We start from the raw sequence: 21523 nt of genomic DNA on the forward strand, positions 1-21523 counted from the left end.
TTTTTTTATGCTTGTGAAAAAGAGTCAGGGCTAAGATATGGTCTTTAATACGATTAAAAGTTGATCCATAAAAGATTTTAAAATTTATTAATTATAATTAAATATATGAAAATAAATTAAAAATATAAACTTTAGTATTAAATGGGTGATTGTTTTTAACGTTTGGCTTTAAGCTCGGGGCACTTTAAAAACATAAGGAAGTTTGGGGAAAATGAATGTGAAGAAGATGCTGGTCCTAACGTCAGCGATATGCACAATGACTTTAACAGGATGTCAGTCGATGCCTGAAAATGTACAAGCCTTTAACAACACCTTAAATCAAGGCATTAAAAGTTTAAATGAGGCTCTCGCAAGTACGCAACAAACGACGAGTACTACAGCAACGCAATCATCTAAACGTGCTAAATCAGGTTATTTAACTGGTGCGCAGTGCCAAAACTCTTTGGGGAAAACCAAGGCACAAATTGAAAGTATGAGTAATGAAACCTTAACCAACCAACGTGCTTATGCACTGAGTAGTATGGGGGCGACTTATAATTTTTATCTGAGTGATGTATCAAAGCGTAGCGTAGATTTGGCGGGTAAACCGAAGGACTATCCTTCAATTTGTTCTTTAACTTTGGAAAGTAACAAAGCGAGTGCGAAAGTTCTGCACTGGAATATTATTTAGCGTAAAACTGACGGTTGAGCGCGAGCTAGTGTGTAGCTAAGGGCAATTGAGCCTATGCGCAACGCAGGGTTTGACCAAGAGAGAAATAGATTGCCATAAAAAAAGCACCAATCGGTGCTTTTTTTAACGCAGTTCTAAATTAAAGAACAACGATGTTTGTAGCGTTTAAGCCTTTTTGGCCTTCAACAACAACAAAAGAAACTTTTTGACCTTCAGTCAAAGTTTTGAAGCCAGAACCTGTGATTTCACGGAAGTGAGCAAACACGTCAGGGCCACCGTCTTGTTGAATAAAACCAAAACCTTTAGTTTCATTGAACCATTTTACTGTGCCAGTCACTGCATTAGACATAAGAAAACCTATTACAAAATTTTTAATAATGTTAGCCATGAAGCATGGCTTGAAAAGGGGTAACTTGAATAATCACGCCTTTACATCATATTATACCCGATATTCTTTGTGTCTTGCATATAATTGGCAATACGCCAACGGCATACAAGTTAAAAAACCAGTTCAAATCAAAGGCGGTCATAAAAGGATTGGAAATAAAAATCTGAAAAATCGAAAGTTTATCAATTAAACTGGCGGCACTTTAAAGATGTTTACCTAAGCAACACTTTTTTCTCGTTACCAACATCCTACACTAATTCTATGACAGAGTTTGCTTGAGTTGACCAATTTGGCATAAATTTATTCGATTAGTTCAAAAAATAACTCAAATTTCCCAATTAAACTGCTCCCAAAAGATAAATTCAGATCTTTATCCGCGAATGTACTGTTTAAATATAAAGCCTGTAATGAAACTTTTTAAGTCTTAATGATTCGGCTGCGGTGTTTCACCAACGTCCACTGCATCATGAAAAATGATGAATACACAAAGTAAAAGAAAGCAAGAAGGTCTTGGGCTTTAGCGAAATTGAAACTAAAGAAACGATTATTCTCCGTTATACTCGTTGCCAGATTATTTTTAAAAGAGCAGACAGCATGCGCGTACTTGTGGTGATGGATCCCATCGAAAGTGTAAACCTGAAAAAAGATACTTCTATGGCCATGCTTTGGGCGGCGGCACGTCGTGGACATGAATTGGGTTATGCTTTACAGCAAGATTTATATATTGATCAAGGCAAAGCATTTGGTCTGATTGCCCCATTAAAAGTATTTGAAGATTATGAGCACTATTACGAATTAGGTGCACGACAAAAAGAATCTATTGCGGCTTATGACGTCGTTTTAATGCGTAAAGATCCGCCTTTTGATATGAACTTTGTTTATACCACGTATATTTTAGAACAGGCAGAACGTGAAGGTGCGTGGATTATTAACAAACCACAAAGCCTGCGTGACTGTAATGAAAAGTTATTTGCAACGCAGTTTCCTGAGTTACAAGTGCCAACGCTCGTGACATCGCAACAAAGTTTAATCCGTGAATTTATTGCACAGCATCAAGATGTGATTGTAAAACCACTAGATGGCATGGGTGGGATGGGGATTTTCCGTTTAACTGCTGATGGTGCAAATATTGGTTCAACTCTAGAAATGCTGACGCAAATGGGTCAACAACCGATTATGGCGCAGCGTTATATTCCAGAAATCGTGGATGGTGATAAACGTATTTTGATGGTCAATGGTGAGCCAGTACCGTATTGCTTAGCGCGTATTCCTCAAAATGGTGAAACCCGTGGTAATTTGGCCGCTGGTGGCCGTGGTGAAGCACGTCCATTAACTGAACATGACAAAGCGATTGCAGCTAAAGTTGGGCCTTTCTTACGTGAAAAAGGTTTGGTCTTTGTGGGGCTGGATGTGATTGGTGAATACGTGACGGAAATTAACGTGACAAGTCCAACATGCGTACGTGAAATTGATGCGCAGTTTGGTACGTCTATTGCGGATGATCTATTTGATGTGCTTGAAGCAGGTTTAAAACAAAAAGTTTAAGGCATGGGCTCAAAGAATGGCGCTGTAATGACAGCGCCTTTGGGGTTAGAGTGTGATTTAAAGTAGAACAAAGGTTAAAATTAGTGTGATGAATTTATTTAAATCGTTTAAGCAGGGGAGGGGTAGGTTGTAAATATGCGCTTCTATTTGCATAAAAAATGTAAAAGTTTGCCAAAAACGCATGATTAATAATAAAACTAGTTTAAACTCGAATTTCTGTAGAAAAAAACAATGAGTGGCGGCCGTGAAAAAAACTAAATCATCTTTCACCGCAATGCGTTTGTGATTACAATTGTCAACCTATAAACACCTTTTAATCTCTATTATTTAAATTGAAGAATTAACGTGACCGACGCACCGCAAAAACAGCTTAAACATGTCATGATGATGGCCGCAGGTACTGGTGGGCACGTTTTTCCTGCCTTGGCTGTTGCCAAAGAATTACAACAAAAAGGCATACAAGTGTCATGGTTAGCCACCCCGACAGGTATGGAAAACCGTCTGTTAAAAAATCATAATATTCCAATTTATCAAATTGACATTCAGGGTGTACGTGGTAATGGCCTCGTGCGTAAAGTTTTAGCACCGTTTAAAATTTTAAAAGCCACGTTGAGTGCCATGAAATACATGAAGCAATTAAAGGTCGATGCTGTTGCAGGCTTTGGTGGCTATGTTGCGGGGCCTGGTGGCTTAGCAGCACGTATTTTGGGTATTCCTGTCATTATTCATGAGCAAAATGCGATTGCGGGTTTTACCAATACGCAATTGTCGCGTGTGGCCGCAACTGTGTGTCAGGCATTTCCAAATACCTTTCCAGAAAGCACCAAAATTGTGACGACAGGTAATCCTGTACGTAAAGAAATTACCGAAATATTGAATCCATCGTGGCGCTACCAAGAGCGTGAAAAAGCGGGTCAAGCGTTACGGATCTTAATTGTGGGTGGTTCATTGGGTGCAAAAGCACTCAATGAATGTGTGCCTTTGGCTTTACAGAAGTTGAATGTGCCTTTACAGGTCTTTCATCAATGTGGGCAAAATCATGCGGAAGCAACACAAGCGTTGTATGCCAACGCACCTGAAACACTCCAAGTGGAAGTGTCACCTTTTATTGAAGATATGGCTAAAGCCTATTCTGAAGCCGATTTAATTATTTGCCGTGCGGGTGCTTTAACAGTCACTGAAATTGCCACCGCCGGTTTAGCAGCGGTATTTGTTCCACTTCCTTCGGCCGTGGATGATCACCAGACTGCAAATGCCAAATTCCTAGCAAACATTAATGCTGCGAAAATATGCCCGCAAGCAGACATGACGCCAGAAAGTTTAGCGACACTGCTCCAACCGCTGATGAACCGCCAATTATTGAAAGAAATGGCAGTGAAAGCACGTCAGCAGGCACAGCCAGATGCAGCACAGCATGTGGTTCGTTTAATTCAAGAATTGTAATACGAGTAAAATATGTCTCCATCTACTCCTGCTGAGCAAGCGAAAAAGTTAATTAAAGTTCCTGAGATGCGCCGTATCAAACACATTCATTTTGTGGGTATTGGTGGTGCAGGGATGTGTGGTATTGCAGAAGTATTAAAGAACCAAGGTTACAAAGTATCTGGTTCTGATATCAAGGCATCAAAAACCACTGCGCAGTTAGAAGAAAATGGCATTCAAGTGTATATCGGCCATACTGCTGACAATATTCAAGGTGCCAACGTTATTGTGGTATCCACAGCGATTGATCAAGAAAACCCTGAAATTAAAGCTGCGATAGAAACCCGTACACCTGTTGTACGCCGTGCAGAAATGTTGGGTGAGTTGATGCGTTATCGTCATGGTATTGCGGTTGCGGGTACACATGGTAAAACCACAACAACAAGCCTTGTAACATGTATGTTGGCAGAAGAAAATCTTGATCCAACCTATGTGATTGGTGGTTTGCTCAACCGTACAGGTGTGAACGCAGCTTTAGGTGCAAGTCGTTATATCGTGGCAGAAGCTGACGAATCAGACGCATCATTTTTGCATTTACAACCAATGGCAACAATTGTCACGAATATTGATGCCGATCATATGGATACCTATGGCGGTAGCTTTGATGTACTGAAAGATACTTTCGTACAATTTTTACAAAAGCTCCCGTTCTATGGTTTAGCGGTGGTGTGTGGTGATGATGCCAATATCCGTGAAATCATGCCACGTATTGGTCGCCCATTGGTGACTTATGGTTTTAATGAAGACAATGACATTCGCGCTGTAGATGTTGTGCAAGAAGGCATGCAATCTCACTTTACTGTATTACGTAAAGACCGTGAGCCACTACGTTTAACTATTAATTTACCTGGCTTACACAATATCTTAAATGCCTTGGCAGCCATTGGCATTGCAACAGACGAAGGTGTGTCTGATGCTGCAATTGCACGTGCTTTAGAAAGCTTTAGTGGTGTTGGTCGTCGTTTCCAAGTTCAAGGTCAATTTGAGCTAGAAAATGGTGATGTGAAATTGGTTGATGACTATGGTCACCATCCAAAAGAAGTAGAAGCAACCATTAAGGCGGCTCGTGCAAGTCATCCAGACCGTCGTTTGGTGATGATGTTCCAGCCACACCGTTTTAGTCGTACCCGTGATTGCTTTGATGATTTTGTTGATGTGTTGTCTCAAGTGGATCAACTCTTGCTACTAGAGGTTTATCCAGCGGGCGAAAAACCAATTGTGGGTGCAGACAGTCGCGCATTAGCACGCAGTATTCGTCTACGTGGTGAAGTCGAGCCAATTTTACTGGATCCAGTAGAAGGCAATATCCAAAGTGTGATGAAAAAAGTCCTACAAGCAAAAGACTTGTTATTAACACAAGGTGCGGGTAATGTTGGAGCTATCTCAATCGATTTGGCTCAAAATAATTTGTATTTAAAATAATCACTTTGTAGTGATTAGATTTGATCGGCCAGTTATAAAAGTTTAAGGATATAAACGTGTCAAATGCTTCAAAGTTCGGCAAAGTTGCCGTGTTGCTTGGTGGAAAGTCTGCTGAGCGTGAGGTTTCTCTAGATAGCGGTACAGCGGTACTTGAGGCATTATGCCGTTCAGGCGTAAATGCTGAAGCATTTGACCCGCAACAACGTAGTATTACTGAGCTCAAAGGCTTTGATCGTGCATTTATTGTTTTGCATGGTCGTGGTGGTGAGGACGGTCAAATCCAAGGTGCGTTGGAGTGGTTGAATATCCCTTATACAGGTACAGGTGTTCAGGGTTCTGCAATTGGTATGGACAAAGTAAAAACCAAACAGGTTTGGCAAGGTTCAGAACTACCAACAGCGCCGTACCGTATTGTGAGCAAAGATTCGGATTTAAATGAGATTGTAGACAGCATTGGTCTGCCGTTTATTATTAAGCCAGTACATGAAGGCTCAAGTATTGGTATGAGCAAAGTCGAAAAAATCGAAGACTTTGCTGAAGCAATTGCAAAAGCAACCGTACATGATGCTGTGGTAATGGCTGAAAAATGGATTACAGGTCGTGAGTTTACCATTGTGATTTTAAATGGTCAGGCTTTACCAGTTATTCGTTTGCAGCCTCCTGAAGACGTTGCATTCTATGATTACGAAGCAAAATACAATCGTAATGATGTGCAATATGGTATTCCGTGTGGTTTGACTGCAGATGAAGAAAAAAGTTTACAGGCTTTATGCTTGCGTGCTTTCCAAGCGGTAGGTGCAAGTGGCTGGGGTCGCATTGATGCTATGCAAGATGAAGCAGGTAATTTCTGGTTGCTCGAAGTCAATACAGTACCAGGCATGACCAGTCATTCATTGGTTCCTAAAGCAGCACAAGCGATCGGCATTGATTTTGATGCACTGTGTGTGGCAATTTTAGAGCAAACCTTAACTGGTACGGCTCACTAAATTATGGCTCAACTTCCTGCATCCATGCGCCGTAAAAAAGCGGCGGTGACCTCGATTCATGACAAGCCACCGACGCGCAAGGAAAAACTTGCCAATGCGGGTGGTTGGTTGTTGCTATGCGTGGCAATCGTGGTCTTGGCACTTGGGATGTTGGGCTTATATCGTGTGATGACGGATGCAAAAGTAGCTGAACTGGATGTCGTTGGTGCCCGTTCAGATGCTGAGCGTCAGCAGGTGATGCAATACGTATCACCCACAGTCACCGAAAATTATTTTACGTCGGATTTGGAAACAATCAGAGATCGCGCCTTAGAAGTTTCTTGGGTCGATCGTGTTGTAGTGTCACGTGCTTGGCCGAATGCGATTCGAGTACGTGTCATGCCACGACATGCAATTGCACGTTGGGGTACAGGTCGCTTATTGAGTGATAGCGGAGATGTGTTTGTAGAAGTTGCGCCAATTAAAAATCAAAATTTGCCACTACTACACGGACCTGTCAGTCATTCAAAAATGATGATGCGTCGCTACAACGAAATTAACCAATTATTCCTGCCAGTCGGCATTCGTTTAAAAGAACTATATTTAACGGAGCGCATGACTTGGTTTATGCAGTTTGATTCAGGTTTACGAATTATCGTCGATCAGGATCAAACCATGAGTAAGCTGCAACGCTTGAGTCATTTGGCTCATACTGACTTAAAGCCAGTTTGGTCGAATATCTCAGCAATTGACTTGCGCTATCGTAATGGACTTGCAATTCAATGGAAGAATGCAACTGCGCCTAAGATAGTAAATGGTCACTTTCTTGTAACCAGTAGTGACTTAAGCATTGCAGATGGAAGAATAGCAACGCCATAATGAGGCGCTTTGCAAATAGAGGCTTCGTGCCATAAATTAAACCAATACGTGAATGGTAGTAGTAAATAATGAGTGAAGCTGTTCCCTCGGTTGTTGCGATTGACATTGGGACACACAAAGTTTCAGTTTTGATTGGTAAGGTACATGCGCCAGACAATATCCAAGTGATCGGGATGGCGACCGCACGTAACCGAGGCATGAATAAGGGAAAAATTGTCAGTCTCGATAAAGTCATCACCGCAATTAAAAATGCTGTGCAGGAAGCAGAGGATATGGCGGAGTGCCGTGTGCATTCAGCCTGGATTTCTATTCCTAGTGCAGAGATGAAAAGTTTTTATGCTTCAGGTCGTACGCCTGTAGAAAATAGTGAACATACGATTACAACAAGTGAAGTGGTGCGTGCGTTAGAACTCGCCAAAGCCAGCCACCAAACTTCAGATCACTATTTGGTGAGTGCTGTACCTTTAGGATTTGAGCTAGACGACGAGTCAGAATGGGTGCTCAATCCTATTCGTATGTCTGCGCACAGTATGACTGGCCATTATCATTTAATGATGCTTCCGATTAGCACCATGCAGAATTTAGACCGCGCATTAAAAGGTGCCAATATTGGCGTCGAGAAGATGGTGGTCTCTGCTTTAGCAACGGCAGAAGCAAGCTTACTGAAAGATGAGCGTGAATATGGTGTGTGCCTACTCGACATTGGGGCAGGTACAACCAATATTGCGGTTTATCTTGATGGTCGTTTGGCCATGACGCATACCTTGCAACGCGGTGGTGAGCATGTCACGCGTGATATTGCTGCAGTATTACAAACCACGACAGAAGAAGCAGAGCGCATTAAATTGCTCTATGGCTGTGTGGATCTGAAAGTGGTGAAGCCAGAACACATGATTCAGTTCCAAGGGATTGATGGTCCACAAACCATTAGTCGTATTGAGTTAACTGAAATTATTATTGCGCGTTATGACGAAATTTTGGGTCAAGTGCGTCAAGTATTAGAAGGAAATGGTGCCTTACAAGGGTTGTATCATGGTGTTGTATTAACGGGTGATGCAAGTCAAATTGAGGGTATGATTAGTTTCTCTCGTAAAACTTTAGGTGTTTCGGCTCATTTGGGTAATCCGCCTACGCAAGTCAACGCGGATGAACAAAATCAAGCGGCATTGCGTCGTTCACAATATGCCACAGCATCAGGTTTGTTGATGTTTAGCCAAAGTGAAACGCAGGACACGATTGTAGAGCCAGATGATTCAGAAAAACTCACTGTGATGAAGCGTTTCAAACGTGCATGGTCTGGTTTCAATGAAACACTGAAATCAATTTTTTAGTTGAAAAATTTGGGAATATTGTTAAGAAGTTGTACGGATGATCGCTTGTACTTGACAAGCCGAGACAGGGACAGCATTCTTAAAAACAATTTTTATTAAGATCAAGGCAGTATACGGGCTGAAGTGACTGCCATTATAGATTAGGAATTTTATAGGTCATGGCCTCATTTGAATTTTTTGAAGATGATCAAAGCGATAGCAATGGTCAAGCCCGTTTCACTGTATTTGGTGTAGGCGGTGCTGGTGGTAATGCAGTGCAGCACATGCTTGAATCTGATATTCAAGGTGTGAAATTTGTTTGTGCAAATACAGACAAACAAGCATTAGATCGTATGAACGCTCAGTTTAAAATCCAATTGGGTGAGCAAGGTACGCGTGGTTTAGGTGCAGGTGCAAATCCTCAAGTGGGTCAGGCTGCAGCAGAAGAAAGCCGTGAGTTGATTCGTCAGCATTTAGAAGGCACCGATATGGTGTTTGTCACTGCGGGTATGGGTGGCGGTACAGGTACAGGCGCTGCGCCAGTAGTTGCAGAAATTGCCAAAGAAATGGGTATTTTGACTGTAGGTGTAGTAACTACGCCATTTAATTTTGAAGGCAAGCGCCGTCAGCAGTCTGCAGAAAAAGGCATTGAAGCTTTAGAAGCACATGTAGATTCATTAATTATCATTCCGAACCAACGTTTGTTAAAAGTATTCCGTGATATCTCAATGAAAGATGCTTATAAAAAAGCAGATGATGTATTGTTAAACGCGGTGCGCAGTATCTTTGATTTAGTGGTACGTCCGGGCCATATTAACCTTGACTTCGCCGATTTGAAAACTGCGATGAGCACACGTGGTTATGCGATGATGGGTGCAGGTTCTGGTCGTGGCGAAAACCGTGCACGCCAAGCTGCTGAGCAAGCAATTCGTAGTCCATTACTGGATAACGTGACGATCATGAACGCCAAAGGTATCTTGATTAACGTCACTGGTGGTGATGACGTTACTTTCGGTGAAATTGAAGAAATTACCGATGTCGTAAACCAAATTGTTGACCTTGATGAAGGTCAAGTATTCTACGGTACAGTATTTGATCCTGATGCACGTGACGAAATCAGCGTAACAGTGATTGCGACTGGTTTAACACGTAATTCAGCAGATTCTGCCGAACCAACGAAACGCCCAACGACTGTGCAAGCAACACGTCCTGCAACTGCGACTCAAGCTGCTGTAGATGAAGACGATGTTCCTGCAATTCAACGCCAGCAAGCCGAAGTGGCAAGCCCTGCGCCAGCAGTCTCTAGTCCGCGTCCAACGCCAATGAGCATCCAAGATTATTTGAAAAATCAGCAACGTAAATAATTTATAGTGTTTTGATTTTTAACAAATAAACAAGAAAGGGCAACAGTAATGTTGCCTTTTTTATTTTTTATCAATGGCTAAATATGCTAACGTATAGCGGTTTTGTGTACTGATGAATAAGAGCATGTTGAAACAGCGAACCCTGCAGCGTGTAGTAAAGGCAAGTGGAATCGGTCTGCATAGCGGGCAAAAAGTGATGATTAATTTCGTGCCTCATCATGCAGATGGTGGCATCGTATTTCGTCGTATTGATTTAAATCCACCTGTTGATATTCCTGCAGATGCGATGCTGATTCAAGAAGCATTTATGTGCTCAAACTTAGTTCAAGGTGAGGCCAAAGTCGGCACAGTTGAACATATCATGAGTGCGATTGCGGGTTTAGGGATTGATAACTTGCTCATTGAAGTCTCTGCTTCCGAAGTCCCAATTATGGATGGTAGTGCAGGTCCTTTTATTTATTTATTAATGCAAGGTGGCCTTGCAGAATTAGACGCACCTAAAAAGTTCATCAAAATTCTTAAACCTGTAGAAGCGTTTATTGATGATAAAAAAGCAGTCTTTAGTCCGCATGATGGCTTTCAGTTGAACTTTGAGATCGACTTTGATCACCCAGCCTTTAAAAAAGAGTTCCAAACAGCATCCATTGATTTTTCAACAGAAACATTTGTTTATGAGGTTAGTGAAGCCCGTACTTTTGGTTTTATGAAGGATTTGGATTATCTCAAAGCCAATAATTTGGCCTTGGGTGCAAGTTTAGAAAATGCAATTGGGGTGGACGAAACTGGCGTAGTTAACGAAGAAGGTTTACGTTTTTCGGATGAATTTGTACGTCATAAAATTTTAGATGCAGTCGGTGATTTATATTTATTAGGTCATCAAATTATTGGTAAATATGATGCATTTAAATCGGGTCATGCGTTGAATAATCAGTTGTTGCGCAATGTTCAAAATGATCCAAGCAGCTATGAAATTGTAACATTTAATGACATAGAAGATTGCCCAATTCAATATGTGACTGTGACTTAAGTCATTGTCTTTAGGTTATTATGTTATGATATAACAACCAATAGTGTGATGTGTGTCGCATAATTAAAAATCTTTGAATGGTACGTGAGCATGGCGGTTACTTTTTATTGCTTGCCAAACGTATCATGGCTTGGCTAAGCTTAGGGTCGCTCACAAAGTCGGCAGCATGGCGAAGTAATTCCTGTGTTTCTGGGTTAAGGGATCTGGAAATTTTTTCAGGGACATGCGGTGTTTGAGAAGGAACTCTTAAACGAACTTGTATCTTGCTTAAATCTTTAAATTCCGCTATTTGTGAAAGCTGACTGATGTATTGGTGCTGAAGATAAGCCAATTGACTAATCAAGGCTTGGTTTTCACCAGTCACAGTAAGCACCCCATTTTGATAACAAACCACTTGCCATTGTTCTGGTTGGGGCAAGACAGGTTGGATGATTTTAGTAAGTTTCTGCCAAGCAGCAACTTGCGTTGAGAGAAACGATAAGTTTCCTGTTTTTATGTGTTTTCTTGTTTGTTGAAAGACGTTGACAGGTTCAGACATACATATTTCCTTCATGGTTATGTCTTAATCTTATGCGCTCCTTTCGGTAGATATCAAGGAAGAGATCACCAAGGAACTCAGTTAAGAACAGTTAAAGAGGTTTTTTATGCATTTGCGACGTATTTTATTGGCTTTTTCTCTGGCAACTTCTGCAGCTTCAGTAGCATTTGCAGATTTGGTTCAGTTAAACGATTCATCCACTGACAGTCTTGAGCAACTCACACGTACTTTGTCTCAAGGTGCATATTCTGACTCGAGTGATATTGACCTACCAGCAGAAACGAAATTAAACGTTCAATTGCGTGAAAAAAGCATCGAATTAAATAACGATACAATTGCAAAGAAATATGGCAATAGCAGTGTCAATAAATCTTCTTACAATTCTATGAGTGCTGGTGGTGCATATTCATGGTTGGTGTCGCATCCATTACCTGATATGAAGCGTGTAAGCTCAGATTTTGGCGGTCGTACTATGGGTGGTCGCGCTGAAAATCATTCTGGTTTAGATTTATCTGCACCAAGTGGTACGCCAATTTATGCTACAGGCCCAGGTATTGTGACCAAATCGGGCTGGGGCACAGGCTATGGTCAGTATGTTGAAATCAACCACGGCAATGGCTATTTAACCCGTTATGCGCATGCATCTCGTTTAGTTGCGCGTGTAGGTGATCGTGTACAAGCGGGTGAGTTAATCGCTAATGTGGGTTGTACAGGACGTTGTACTGGTCCTCACTTGCACTATGAAGTTGTTAAAGATGGTCAGCGTAAGAACCCATCTACATATTTAGCGATGTTGCCATAATTTAGGTCATACACCGCACCAAATAGAAAAACCTCTTTTACAGATACCACTGTTGTCATTTGAATAATATATTCAAAGTGTCACGGTGGTATTTGTTTTTATAGCTGATTAAAGATCACACTATCACTAAAAACAAATAGAAACTGTATATAAAATGCGCGCAATTGGCTTTTTATTGTGCTTTTGTGTAATAAAACGTCAGTCATTATTTATTTTATAAATAGTGGTCGAAAAGCGTATTCAGCTGCGACCATAACTGCCACCGACCTAAATATGATACATATAAGAACATTACATTAGGCTTATAGAATAGGTGAATTATGGCGTTTTACGGCGATACTGATGCGCAAGAAACCCAGGAATGGCAAGAAGCATTTGACTCAGTTTTACAGCATATGGGCACAGAGCGCGCGGCATTTTTGCTCGAAAAACTGTATCAGCAAGCAATCGCTAAACACGTTCCTATTCAGCGCCTAAATACTCCTTATTTAAATACGATTTCTGTGAAAGAAGAGCCAGCGATGCCAGGCGATCAGGATATGGAGCGCCGTATCCGCGCTTTAATCCGCTGGAATGCATTGGCAATGGTACTTCGCGCGAATAAAACGGGCGATGATTTAGGTGGTCACTTGGCCAGCTTTGCATCTTCTGCAACCTTATATGATGTGGGTTTTAACCACTTCTTCCGTGCCAACAGCGATAGCTTTGGCGGCGACATGATTTATTACCAAGGTCACTGTGCACCAGGTATTTATGCGCGTTCTTTCCTTGAAGGTCGTTTGACTGAAGAACATTTGAATAATTTCCGTCGTGAAGTCGATGGCATTGGCTTACCGTCTTACCCGCATCCATACTTAATGCCTGACTATTGGCAGTTCCCTACCGTATCGATGGGCTTGGGCCCGATCATGTCGATTTATCAAGCGCACATTCAAAAGTACTTGATGAACCGTGGTTTGATTAAAGAAGAAAACCGTAAAGTTTGGGCGTACCTTGGTGATGGCGAGATGGATGAGCCTGAAAGCACGGGTGCTATTTCGCTTGCGGGTCGTGAAAAGCTAGACAACCTGATTTGGGTAGTGAACTGTAACTTACAGCGTCTAGATGGCCCTGTACGTGGTAACGGTAAAATCATTCAAGAGCTTGAGTCTCTATTCCGTGGTGCGGGCTGGCGTGTAATTAAAGTTGTATGGGGTCGTCATTGGGATCCACTGCTTGCAAAAGATGATAGCGGTGCTTTAAAAGCGGTAATGGAAGAAGCGGTTGATGGTGATTATCAACGCTACCAAGTGAAGGGTGGTGCTTATACTCGCGCACATTTCTTTGGTAAATATCCTGAAGCTGAAGAGCTGGTGAAGGGCTTGAGCGATGAAGACATCGATAACCTGAACCGTGGCGGTCATGATCCATACAAAGTATATGCAGCCTATGCAGAAGCAATGAAAGCCAATGGTCAGCCAACGGTTATTCTTGCGAAGACAGTAAAAGGCTACGGCTTGTCTGAAGAAATTGAGGCGGTGAATAAAACGCACCAAATCAAGAAAATGCAGTTGGAATCTTTAAAATACGTTCGTAACCGTTTTAACCTGCCATTTACCGATGAGCAGTTGGACGAAGTGCCGTTCTATCGCCCAAGTGAAAATTCACCTGAATTGAAATATATGAAAGCGCGCCGTGAAGCTTTAGGTGGTTACCTGCCAGCACGTCGTAAAGAAAGCGAACAGCTGGCGATTCCAGAGCTTTCTGTATTTGATGCAGTGTTAAAAGGTTCTGCAGGCAAAGAACAATCGACCACCATGCTGATGGTGCGTTTGATCTCATCGCTATTAAAAGAAAAAGCCATTAAAGACCGTGTCGTTCCGATTGTTCCAGACGAAGCACGTACTTTTGGTTTAGAAGGTATGTTCCGTCAGTTGGGTATTTATGCCGCACATGGTCAAAAATATACCCCAGAAGACCAAGAACAGTTGATGCATTACCGTGAAGCAAAAGACGGTCACATGCTTCAGGAAGGGATTAACGAAGCCGGTGCAATGAGTGCATGGGCTGCCTTGGCAACCAGTTATTCAACCAATAACTTGCCAATGATTCCAATGTACATGTACTACTCGATGTTCGGCTTCCAGCGAATTGGCGATATTGCATGGGCTGCAGGTGATGCGCAGGCGCAAGGCTTCTTGTTGGGTGCAACAGCGGGCCGTACGACCTTGAACGGTGAAGGTTTACAACACCAAGATGGTCACTCGCATATCTTGGCTAATACGATTCCAAACTGTATTTCATACGATCCATGTTTCGGTTATGAATTGGCTGTGATTGTGCATGACGGCTTAAAACGCATGTATGTGAATCAAGAGCGTGTGTTCTATTACTTAACGGTGATGAACGAAAACTACGAGCATCCTGCGATTCCTGCAAATGCGGAAGAAGGCATTAAACGCGGTTTGTATTTACTTGAAGAAGATGAAAAAGCGACGGTTCAGTTGATGGGCTCTGGTGTGATTCTTCGTGAAGTGATTAAAGCTGCGCAAATTCTACGTGATGAATACCAAATTCATTCAAATGTATGGAGTGCAACGAGCTTTAACGAGCTTGCGCGTGATGGTATGGTGGTTGAAGAATACAACCGCTTGCACCCAATGGCAGAAGCGAAAGAATCATGGGTGTCTCAACAATTGCGTGGCACCAAAGGTATTGTGGTGTCTGCAACAGATCACATGCGTGCTTACAGCGAACAGATTCGTGCTTACCTGCCGGACAACCGCCCATTTGTAGCGCTGGGTACAGACGGTTATGGCCGTTCGGACACACGTGCAAAATTACGTAGCTACTTTGGCGTAGATGCTGCCCACATTGTGGTTGCAACATTGAAGAAATTGGCTGATGAAGGCGAAGTGGATGCACGCTTGGTGAAAGATGCAATTTCGAGTTTTGAGTTGGATACAGACCGTCCAGTTGCATGGGCGCCGCAAGCGACTCCAGAACTTCATGCTGTTGCTGACTACAAAGAGGAGAACTAAGTATGAAAATTACCACTCCTGATATTGGTGTAGATAAAGCGACAGTTGCTGAAATCTTGGTAAAAGTTGGCGATACCATCAGTGTTGACGAAAGCATTGTGCTTTTGGAATCTGATAAAGCATCAGTTGAAGTGCCTAGCACTTCAGCGGGTGTTGTAAAAAGCATTTTAGTGAATCAAGGCGACCAAGTTGCTGAAGGTGCTGTGCTGATTGAATTAGAAGCTGAAGGTCAAACTGCAGCGCCAGCTGTAGAAGCGCCTCAGGCTGCAGCTGCACCCGCTGCTGAAGTAAAAGCTGAGTCTGTAGCTCCAGTTGCAGCGCCTGCTGCTGCATCACAAACTGTTGATGTACAGGTGCCAGACATTGGCGTTGAAAAAGCCATTGTGGGTGAAATATTGGTTGCTGTAGGCGACACGATTGAAGTTGATCAAAGCATTGTGGTGGTTGAATCAGACAAGGCGACGGTAGAAGTGCCAAGCACAGCTGCAGGCGTGGTTGAGTCAATCAGCATTCAAGTGGGCGACAGCGTGAAAGAAGGCGTGGTGATTCTGCAAGTGAAGTCTGCTTCATCTGTAGCGCCAGCGGCTCAAGCTGCACCGCAACCTGCTGCTACTCCTGCACCTGTTGCAGAGGTTTCAGAAGTTGTGTCTCAAACTGTATCAGCTCCAGCAGGTGACGTAGACGTTGCAGTGCCTGACTTGGGTGTAGATAAAGCGGTTGTGGCGGAAATCTTGGTTGCAGTGGGCGACAAAGTTGAAAAAGACCAAAGCATTATTGTGGTTGAATCGGATAAAGCGACTGTAGAAGTGCCAAGCACGACTGCAGGTGTGATTAAAGCAATTCATGTCGCGCTGGGCCAAAACGTTTCTGAAGGTGTTGCTTTAGTGACAATTGAGGCTGAAGGTCAGGCGGCGCCTGCACCTGTAGCCAAAGTACCTGCTGCTACACCAGCGCCTGCTAAAACGGAAGCACCTAAAGCGGTTGCACCTGTGGCTCAAGCACCTGTCGCTCAAGGATCAGACAAGCTGACCAAAGAGCAAAATGCTGCCAATGCCAAAGTATATGCAGGCCCAGCTGTTCGTAAACTTGCGCGTGAATTGGGTGTAGTCCTTGCAGAAGTCAAAGCATCGGGTCCACATGAACGTTTAATGAAAGAAGACTTGTTTGCTTATGTGAAAACACGTTTAACTGCGCCACAAGCTGCACCAGTGGCAGCAGTCGCTCAGGTATCGGGCTTGCCAAAACTGCCAAGTTTTGATGCCTTTGGTGGGGTGGAAGAGAAAGTATTGACACGGTTACAACAAGTGTCGATTCCACAGTTGTCGTTAAACAACTACATTCCACAAGTGACGCAGTTCGACTTGGCGGATATTACAGAGCTAGAAGCTTGGCGTAATGATCTTAAAGGCAACTTTAAGAAAGACGGCATCAGCCTGACCATTATGGCATTCATTATTAAAGCGGTTGCACACCTGCTCAAAGAAGAGCGTGAGTTTGCAGGCCACTTGGCCGATGACGGTAAATCAGTATTGTTGCGTAATGAAATTCACATGGGTATTGCAGTTGCAACACCGGATGGTTTAACTGTGCCAGTACTGCGTAACCCTGATCAAAAATCGATTAAGCAAATTGCGGTTGAATTGGGTGAGTTGGGTCAAAAAGCGCGTGATAAGAAACTTTCTCCGAAAGATCTTCAGGGCGCAAACTTCACAATTTCGAGCCTAGGCGCAATTGGCGGTACTGCGTTTACACCACTGGTGAACTGGCCTCAAGTGGCAATCTTGGGTATTTCACCTGCAACGATGCAGCCAGTTTGGAATGGTCAAGGTTTTGATCCCAAGTTAATGCTTCCGCTTTCATTGTCATACGACCACCGTGTGATTAATGGTGCAGATGCGGCACGCTTTACCAATAAACTCACCAAGTTACTTAAAGACATTCGCACCTTGTTAATTTAAAGCATGAATTAAGTCCTTCTACATCGCACTTCTTCGTTGGAAGTAGGGACTGCGAGGGATTGAAAAAGATGAACACACCTTGCTACGGCAGGGTGTTTTTTATGCGCAATTTTAATGCGCGGAAGATTGAAAATTCTTTGCGCACAGCTTAAGATAAGCGTACTTCATTGGGGAGTAGCCGCTGTTCAGCTCGAACAGGTGATGGTCAACATATTTGCTCTAAAACGGGCATGGTCATCATAGCAAAGAACCAATTGCTTTCTTCAAAGCATTTCTCTGTTGGCAAGACCTTTGATTTACCCCTCTGCACATTTGGCTAGCAGGAGAGGTGAGTCATCGGTATTTGTTATGCTAGCCAGAGAAACGCATCATGCTTACCGCATTCTTTATCTCACTTGCCGTTGTTGCTCTGTCTGAAATGGGCGACAAAACCCAGCTTTTGGCCTTATTGCTGGCCGCGCGTTTCCGTAAGCCTGTTCCTATTCTCATTGCGATTTTTCTAGCGACTGTGGTGAACCACGGCGTATCGGCGGTTTTAGGTCAATGGATTACCACGTTGCTGAGCCCTACAGTCCTGCTGTGGATTGTCTCTTTGGGCTTTATTGCCATGGCTGCATGGATGCTGATTCCGGATGAACTGGATGATGAATCTGAGAGCATTAACAAATGGCAGAAATACGGCGTATTCGGCGCGACCTTTGTTTTGTTCTTCTTGGCTGAAATTGGCGATAAGACCCAAATTGCAACCGTGGCTTTGGCTGCCCGTTTTGACAGTATCGGCTGGGTGACTTTGGGTACGACACTGGGCATTATGCTGGTGAATGCGCCTGCAGTGTTTATCGGCAATAAGCTGGCGGAAAAACTGCCGATTGCTTTAATTCATAAAATCGGCGCGCTGGTGTTCTTGGTGATCGGTGTGGCAGCCTTGGCGCAGCATTATTTATTTTAAAATTAATATTTAAAGCGATTATTAACGCAAATCCTGAGCTTTAAGCTCGGGATTTTTGCTTTAAAAATGTGATTCAATTCACTGATATTTCAGACAATATAGTCTGTTTTGCTTGTTGTAACTTTAACTAAATCTCTATATCGTAGACACATATATAAATTCAATTTTTAAAAGAAAATTTTGGGGAATTGGTATGGCTTTTGAACGTACTACATCGCAGGTCTTATTTGATAATGGCATCCATAAATGCATCAGCTTTACCAGTTTGGTTAAAGGTGAAGGTGTACAGGCCAACCAATTCCTGATCATTGATAATGGCCGTGCTGCAGTACTTGATCCAGGGGGTGACTTGACCTATGTCCCCCTGACTATGGAGTTGAATAAGTACACACGGTTGACCAATTTAGATTTGGTGATGGCATCGCATCAAGATCCAGACATTATTACCTCAATGCCACGTTGGTTGGTGTATACCGATGCCAAAATCGTGGCATCAAAGCTGTGGGCACGTTTCTTACCACATTTAAACTCTTCTTTTATGAGCGATCGTATGAAGGGCAACTGGTTAGATCGTCTAATTGAATTACCAGACCATGGTCAGGTGATTAGCTTGGGTGAAAGCAAAATTATCGCGGTGCCTGCGCACTTCCTGCATTCAGTCGGCAACTTCCAGTTCTATGATCCGATTGCCAAAATTCTGTTTTCGGGCGATATGGGCGCATCAATGGTTGAAGACGCATCGAAGCCGCTGGAAAATTTCGCCGCGCATATTCCAAAAATGAAAGGCTTCCATCAGCGCTATATGTGCTCGAACAAAGTGATTCGCTTATGGGTGCAAATGGTGCGCACGATGGATGTGGAAATGATTGTGCCGCAGCATGGCACTCCATTTGTAGGCAAAACACAAATCAATCAATTCTTGGATTGGATTGAAACGCTGGAATGCGGTATCGATTTAATGGATGAAACCGTCTTTACTTGCCCAGAATAATGAACGCGGTATTCAAAGAAAAATATTGAGTTGAAAATCAGCATTTTTTAAAATTTTTCGTCCAAAAATAAATGTTTTAGATGACGAGAATAGTAAAAAATGTTGTCTCAAGTTCCAACACAGGATGCGTGTTTAAGCTGTGGCGCCTGTTGCGCCTTTTTTAGGGTATCGTTTTATTGGGCAGAGGGTTTGAACTTACCTGAGCACTATACAGAGCCAGTGACGGCCGTATATTCATGTATGGTCGGAACCAATCAAAGTTCACCGCGTTGTATCGCTCTAGAAGGTGAAATTGGTCGGCAGGTCAGTTGTGGGGTGTATAACCAGCGTAGTGAATCTTGTAAGGATGTACAGGTTGCAGATGCGCAATGTAATAAAGCACGTCGGGCTTACAATTTAATTCCTTTGGTTGCCCTGGAACCAGCACTTACTGAGCATTTTGATCAAGTGAGTTAAATTAGTGACTACAAGAGTGAAGCAAGGGCTTCACTTTTGTAACATAAAAAATTGAGTGTTTAAAAAGCAAGTGCCTTGAAATAAAGCAAGATAAAATCAATGCTTGAGAGAATAATAAAAAAATTAATGGTCACTTTTGACAAAAAAAATCTGCATTGCTTGAAATAGGCATGAATAAAAAGCAAATTTTTGTTTATAATAGCGCACGGAAATTACCAGTGAGACTGTTATGTTGACCATCGTTCAAGACGCTTTGACTTTTGATGATGTCTTATTACTCCCTGCCTACTCGACTGTCCTCCCAAAAGATGTCTCATTAAAGACACGATTCACTCGTGGCATTAATTTAAACATTCCTCTTGTTTCAGCAGCTATGGATACTGTGACTGAGTCACGTATGGCAATTGCAATGGCGCAAAACGGTGGTATTGGTATTTTGCACAAAAACATGGATATTGCTGCCCAAGCTGCAGAAGTACGCCGTGTGAAAAAATTCGAAGCGGGTATGGTGAAGGATCCTATCACTGTAACGCCAGAAACATCTGTTCGTGACCTTATCTCAATTACACAAGCCAACAACATCAGCGGTGTACCTGTTGTAAAAGATGGCAAAGTTGTAGGTATTGTGACTGGTCGTGATACACGTTTTGTGACGAACTTAGAACAGCCTGTAAGCAACATCATGACCGGTCAAGACCGTTTAGTGACTGTGCGTGAAGGCGAATCTAAAGAAAATATTCAAGCATTGCTTCAAAAACACCGTATTGAAAAAGTATTGGTTGTTGGCGAATACAATGAGCTTAAAGGCCTAATTACGGTAACTGACTTCCGTAAAGCTGAAAGCTATCCAAATAGCTGTAAAGATGACCTCGGTCGTCTGCGTGTCGGCGCTGCAGTTGGTACTGGCGCTGAAACACCAAGCCGTGTTGAAGCATTGGTAGAAGCAGGTGTTGATGCCATTGTTGTTGATACAGCGCATGGTCATTCTGCAGGTGTAATCGAACGCGTACGTTGGGTGAAAACAAACTACCCACAAGTACAAGTCATTGGCGGTAACATTGCAACTGGCGATGCTGCATTGGCTTTACTTGATGCTGGTGCAGATGCGGTTAAAGTTGGTATTGGCCCTGGTTCAATTTGTACAACACGTATTGTGGCTGGTATTGGTATGCCACAAATTTCGGCAATCGACTCTGTTGCAAATGCACTAAAAGATCAAATTCCATTGATCGCGGATGGCGGTATTCGCTTCTCTGGCGACATGGCGAAAGCGATTGGCGCGGGCGCAAGCACGATTATGGTGGGTTCTTTACTTGCAGGTACTGAAGAAGCACCAGGTGAAGTTGAATTCTTCCAAGGTCGTTACTACAAAGCTTACCGTGGCATGGGTTCATTGGGCGCAATGGCAGGCTCTACAGGTTCTGCTGACCGTTACTTCCAAGACGCTAAAGCAGGCGCAGAGAAGTTAGTACCAGAAGGTATTGAAGGTCGCGTACCATACAAAGGCCCTATGGGTAATATTGTGCATCAAATGATGGGTGGTTTACGTTCATCTATGGGTTATACAGGCTCTGCGGTGATTGAAGATCTTCGTCAAAATGCGAAGTTTGTAAAAATTACTTCAGCAGGCATGTCTGAATCTCATGTGCATGATGTAACGATTACGAAAGAAGCGCCGAACTACCGTGTAGGCTAATATTTTAGTCTGAGCAGTAGCGTAAAAAAGCCGTCATTCAACTGACGGTTTTTTTTGTTTT

General features: G+C 42.9%; 18 protein-coding genes and 1 riboswitch. Of the genes, 16 read left to right on the top strand and 2 right to left on the bottom strand.

Annotated elements, in window-relative coordinates; all coding sequences use genetic code 11:
* Positions 1-256: 256 nt before the first annotated feature.
* The gene (locus HYG93_RS03065) at positions 257-670 is read left to right on the top strand and encodes a hypothetical protein (protein WP_130125645.1); all 414 of its coding nucleotides are present in this window, start codon (positions 257-259) and stop codon (positions 668-670) included.
* 139 nt (positions 671-809) lie between these two features.
* On the opposite strand, the gene HYG93_RS03070 is transcribed toward HYG93_RS03065, so the two are convergent.
* Complete coding sequence (locus HYG93_RS03070) at positions 810-1019, bottom strand: cold-shock protein (RefSeq protein WP_106984297.1); 210 nt, start codon at positions 1017-1019, stop codon at positions 810-812.
* A 633-nt stretch (positions 1020-1652) separates the two neighbouring features.
* Here HYG93_RS03070 and gshB point away from each other — a divergent pair.
* From gshB to lpxC, 8 genes are all read left to right on the top strand, one after another.
* Positions 1653-2603 (top strand): glutathione synthase, encoded by a 951-nt coding sequence (gene gshB, locus HYG93_RS03075; RefSeq protein WP_106984298.1) that lies wholly within the window; start codon positions 1653-1655, stop codon positions 2601-2603.
* A gap of 345 nt (positions 2604-2948) precedes the next feature.
* Complete coding sequence (murG, locus tag HYG93_RS03080) at positions 2949-4046, top strand: undecaprenyldiphospho-muramoylpentapeptide beta-N-acetylglucosaminyltransferase (RefSeq protein ID WP_106984191.1); 1098 nt, start codon at positions 2949-2951, stop codon at positions 4044-4046.
* Positions 4047-4058: 12 nt separating this feature from the next.
* Positions 4059-5507: a UDP-N-acetylmuramate--L-alanine ligase gene (murC, locus tag HYG93_RS03085; RefSeq protein ID WP_178961836.1), complete on the top strand. Its 1449-nt coding sequence runs from the start codon at positions 4059-4061 to the stop codon at positions 5505-5507.
* A gap of 56 nt (positions 5508-5563) precedes the next feature.
* Positions 5564-6493, top strand: coding sequence for a D-alanine--D-alanine ligase (locus HYG93_RS03090; RefSeq protein WP_120364084.1), 930 nt, complete (start codon positions 5564-5566; stop codon positions 6491-6493).
* A gap of 3 nt (positions 6494-6496) precedes the next feature.
* Positions 6497-7351, top strand: a complete 855-nt coding sequence (locus HYG93_RS03095) for a cell division protein FtsQ/DivIB (RefSeq protein WP_106984194.1) — start codon at positions 6497-6499, stop codon at positions 7349-7351.
* Positions 7352-7419: 68 nt separating this feature from the next.
* Complete coding sequence (gene ftsA, locus HYG93_RS03100; protein ID WP_106984195.1) at positions 7420-8682, top strand: cell division protein FtsA; 1263 nt, start codon at positions 7420-7422, stop codon at positions 8680-8682.
* A gap of 158 nt (positions 8683-8840) precedes the next feature.
* Positions 8841-10025 (top strand): cell division protein FtsZ, encoded by a 1185-nt coding sequence (gene ftsZ, locus HYG93_RS03105; RefSeq protein WP_106984196.1) that lies wholly within the window; start codon positions 8841-8843, stop codon positions 10023-10025.
* A 124-nt stretch (positions 10026-10149) separates the two neighbouring features.
* A complete protein-coding gene (gene lpxC / locus HYG93_RS03110) occupies positions 10150-11052 on the top strand; it encodes a UDP-3-O-acyl-N-acetylglucosamine deacetylase (protein WP_106984197.1) in 903 nt (300 codons plus the stop codon).
* A gap of 97 nt (positions 11053-11149) precedes the next feature.
* Here the strand turns inward: lpxC and HYG93_RS03115 are convergent, their stop codons facing one another.
* On the bottom strand, positions 11150-11590 hold the full coding sequence (locus HYG93_RS03115) for a DciA family protein (protein ID WP_117006572.1): 441 nt from the start codon (positions 11588-11590) through the stop codon (positions 11150-11152).
* Positions 11591-11696: 106 nt separating this feature from the next.
* Here HYG93_RS03115 and HYG93_RS03120 point away from each other — a divergent pair, with 106 nt between their 5' ends.
* The 7 genes from HYG93_RS03120 to guaB all read left to right on the top strand — a co-directional run bounded on the left by HYG93_RS03120 (position 11697) and on the right by guaB (position 21462).
* Positions 11697-12392 (top strand): M23 family metallopeptidase, encoded by a 696-nt coding sequence (locus HYG93_RS03120; RefSeq protein ID WP_117006573.1) that lies wholly within the window; start codon positions 11697-11699, stop codon positions 12390-12392.
* Between the two features lie 320 nt (positions 12393-12712).
* A complete protein-coding gene (gene aceE / locus HYG93_RS03125; protein ID WP_120365496.1) occupies positions 12713-15412 on the top strand; it encodes a pyruvate dehydrogenase (acetyl-transferring), homodimeric type in 2700 nt (899 codons plus the stop codon).
* Positions 15413-15414: 2 nt separating this feature from the next.
* Positions 15415-17370, top strand: a complete 1956-nt coding sequence (locus tag HYG93_RS03130) for a 2-oxo acid dehydrogenase subunit E2 (protein ID WP_120365495.1) — start codon at positions 15415-15417, stop codon at positions 17368-17370.
* A 157-nt stretch (positions 17371-17527) separates the two neighbouring features.
* Positions 17528-17666, top strand: a riboswitch (yybP-ykoY riboswitch).
* A gap of 74 nt (positions 17667-17740) precedes the next feature.
* The gene (locus tag HYG93_RS03135) at positions 17741-18319 is read left to right on the top strand and encodes a TMEM165/GDT1 family protein (protein WP_120365494.1); all 579 of its coding nucleotides are present in this window, start codon (positions 17741-17743) and stop codon (positions 18317-18319) included.
* A 193-nt stretch (positions 18320-18512) separates the two neighbouring features.
* Positions 18513-19310 carry an MBL fold metallo-hydrolase gene (locus HYG93_RS03140; RefSeq protein ID WP_120365493.1) on the top strand — a complete coding sequence of 266 codons (798 nt, stop codon included), beginning with the start codon at positions 18513-18515 and terminating at the stop codon, positions 19308-19310.
* A gap of 99 nt (positions 19311-19409) precedes the next feature.
* Positions 19410-19766, top strand: a complete 357-nt coding sequence (locus tag HYG93_RS03145) for a YkgJ family cysteine cluster protein (RefSeq protein WP_106984203.1) — start codon at positions 19410-19412, stop codon at positions 19764-19766.
* A 229-nt stretch (positions 19767-19995) separates the two neighbouring features.
* Positions 19996-21462, top strand: a complete 1467-nt coding sequence (guaB, locus tag HYG93_RS03150) for an IMP dehydrogenase (protein WP_106984204.1) — start codon at positions 19996-19998, stop codon at positions 21460-21462.
* Positions 21463-21523: the final 61 nt, after the last annotated feature.

The sequence above is a fragment of the Acinetobacter sp. SwsAc6 genome (genome assembly GCF_013391565.1).
Lineage (GTDB): Bacteria > Pseudomonadota > Gammaproteobacteria > Pseudomonadales > Moraxellaceae > Acinetobacter > Acinetobacter cumulans.

Coding starts and splice junctions, on each gene's coding strand:
- HYG93_RS03120 (WP_117006573.1), top strand. CDS start 11,697: ATGCATTTGCGACGTATTTTATTGGCTTTTTCTCTGGCAACTTCTGCA.
- HYG93_RS03070 (WP_106984297.1), bottom strand. CDS start 1,019: ATGTCTAATGCAGTGACTGGCACAGTAAAATGGTTCAATGAAACTAAA.
- HYG93_RS03095 (WP_106984194.1), top strand. CDS start 6,497: ATGGCTCAACTTCCTGCATCCATGCGCCGTAAAAAAGCGGCGGTGACC.
- aceE (WP_120365496.1), top strand. CDS start 12,713: ATGGCGTTTTACGGCGATACTGATGCGCAAGAAACCCAGGAATGGCAA.
- HYG93_RS03135 (WP_120365494.1), top strand. CDS start 17,741: ATGCTTACCGCATTCTTTATCTCACTTGCCGTTGTTGCTCTGTCTGAA.
- murC (WP_178961836.1), top strand. CDS start 4,059: ATGTCTCCATCTACTCCTGCTGAGCAAGCGAAAAAGTTAATTAAAGTT.
- lpxC (WP_106984197.1), top strand. CDS start 10,150: ATGTTGAAACAGCGAACCCTGCAGCGTGTAGTAAAGGCAAGTGGAATC.
- HYG93_RS03065 (WP_130125645.1), top strand. CDS start 257: ATGACTTTAACAGGATGTCAGTCGATGCCTGAAAATGTACAAGCCTTT.
- gshB (WP_106984298.1), top strand. CDS start 1,653: ATGCGCGTACTTGTGGTGATGGATCCCATCGAAAGTGTAAACCTGAAA.
- HYG93_RS03140 (WP_120365493.1), top strand. CDS start 18,513: ATGGCTTTTGAACGTACTACATCGCAGGTCTTATTTGATAATGGCATC.
- HYG93_RS03145 (WP_106984203.1), top strand. CDS start 19,410: ATGTTGTCTCAAGTTCCAACACAGGATGCGTGTTTAAGCTGTGGCGCC.
- ftsA (WP_106984195.1), top strand. CDS start 7,420: ATGAGTGAAGCTGTTCCCTCGGTTGTTGCGATTGACATTGGGACACAC.
- guaB (WP_106984204.1), top strand. CDS start 19,996: ATGTTGACCATCGTTCAAGACGCTTTGACTTTTGATGATGTCTTATTA.
- HYG93_RS03115 (WP_117006572.1), bottom strand. CDS start 11,590: ATGTCTGAACCTGTCAACGTCTTTCAACAAACAAGAAAACACATAAAA.
- HYG93_RS03130 (WP_120365495.1), top strand. CDS start 15,415: ATGAAAATTACCACTCCTGATATTGGTGTAGATAAAGCGACAGTTGCT.
- ftsZ (WP_106984196.1), top strand. CDS start 8,841: ATGGCCTCATTTGAATTTTTTGAAGATGATCAAAGCGATAGCAATGGT.